This window comes from Anaerococcus kampingae (assembly GCF_046365475.1).
Taxonomy (GTDB): domain Bacteria; phylum Bacillota; class Clostridia; order Tissierellales; family Peptoniphilaceae; genus Anaerococcus; species Anaerococcus kampingae.
Genome location: NZ_JBGMEF010000059.1, coordinates 1 through 1,352, shown reverse-complemented (window position 1 = coordinate 1,352; position 1,352 = coordinate 1). Strand labels below are relative to the sequence as shown.

General features: G+C 38.1%; 1 pseudogene. It reads right to left on the bottom strand.

Annotated features, from left to right (window positions below):
* Positions 1 to 158: 158 nt before the first annotated feature.
* A pseudogene (locus ACCQ42_RS10280) lies at positions 159 to 1,352 on the bottom strand (hypothetical protein); the annotation flags it as partial.

Below are 1,352 nucleotides of genomic sequence, written 5' to 3'. Positions count from 1 at the left end.
CCATCGGACTGCCTCCAGATTCCCCTGATAAATATTCCGTTACTAGTTTGAGTTTAAATTCTTTTGTGTATTTTGGCATACAAAAACCCCTCCATCCGTATTCCGGATTTTGGGGTTCAGGTCAATTAAGAGTCTTGTTTTTTAAGTTTCAGATAAGTTTACTTATCTTCTTCTTCTTTTTTTCTGCTTGCAAGTAGTCCTGCTATTGAGATTCCTGCTAGTCCTACTATTCCGCTTACTGAGCCTACGCCTGTCTTGACGTTTTTGCCTGCTTTATTAGCTTTAGCATTAGGCATCTTTTCTTTTTGAGCTGCTACTTGGAAGATTAGATCTTCAGCATTTATGAAGTTCTTAGAACCGTCAGCATAGATTAGAGTAGCGTTACCCTTATCATCTACTATTACGTCGATTGCTGCTGGATTTGCCTTCTTAACTTTGTCGATTACTTCGTGTTTTTCATCGTCTGTTAAATGCTTCATATCCCTTGCACCAGCTTTAACTTTTATAGCTTTTACTGGATACTTTTCAGCTTCTGTTAGTTTTTTCTTATTATCATCTTCATTAGATGTATTGTCTTTATCGCCTTCATCAGCTTTTGATCCTGGGATAATTATTCCGCCAATATTGCCACCTGACTCATTGCCAGAAGCTTTTTCTTTTATTAGCTTGTCAGCTCCAATCACATCTTTTGATCCATTTGGATATGTGATTGTTGCATTACCCTTTTCATCTACTGTTACCTTTGTTCCTGCTGGGAATTTATCTTTGTTTGCTTCTTTAATCTTTTCAGCAATCTTAGATTTCTCTTCTTCTGTAAGCTTGTCTTTGTTGCCTACTTCAGTATTTCCAGGAATATTTGGACCAATCTTATCAGCATCTCCGCTTGCCTTACCATTTAGTGCTTTTTCTGCATCTTCTAGAGCTTTCTTTGCTTTGTTGACATCGTCTTGACTTGCATTTGGATCTGCTAGTACTTTTTCGGCATCTGCTAATGCTTTGTCGTATGCATCCTTTTTATCTTTGTCTGCATTCTTGTACTTATCTGATGCTTTTGTTGCGTCCTTTTTAGCTACTTCAGCTTCTAGAGGATTCTTATCTACTGAAGTTGCTGCGCCTGCTTTCTTAACAGTTTCTTCTGGTTTTAATTTACCAAGTTCTTTTCCATCTTTATCTTTTACAGTTACTGTTCCGTCTTTACCTACTTCGACTGTTGCACCTTCTGGTAAGTTTGGATTTGCTTTCTTAACTGCATCTTCTACAGCTTTCTTTTCAGGTTCTGTTAGGATAGATGGCTCCGCTCCTTTAACTGGTTCTGCTGGAGCTACTACTGTTCCTGCTTCATCAGCTTTCTT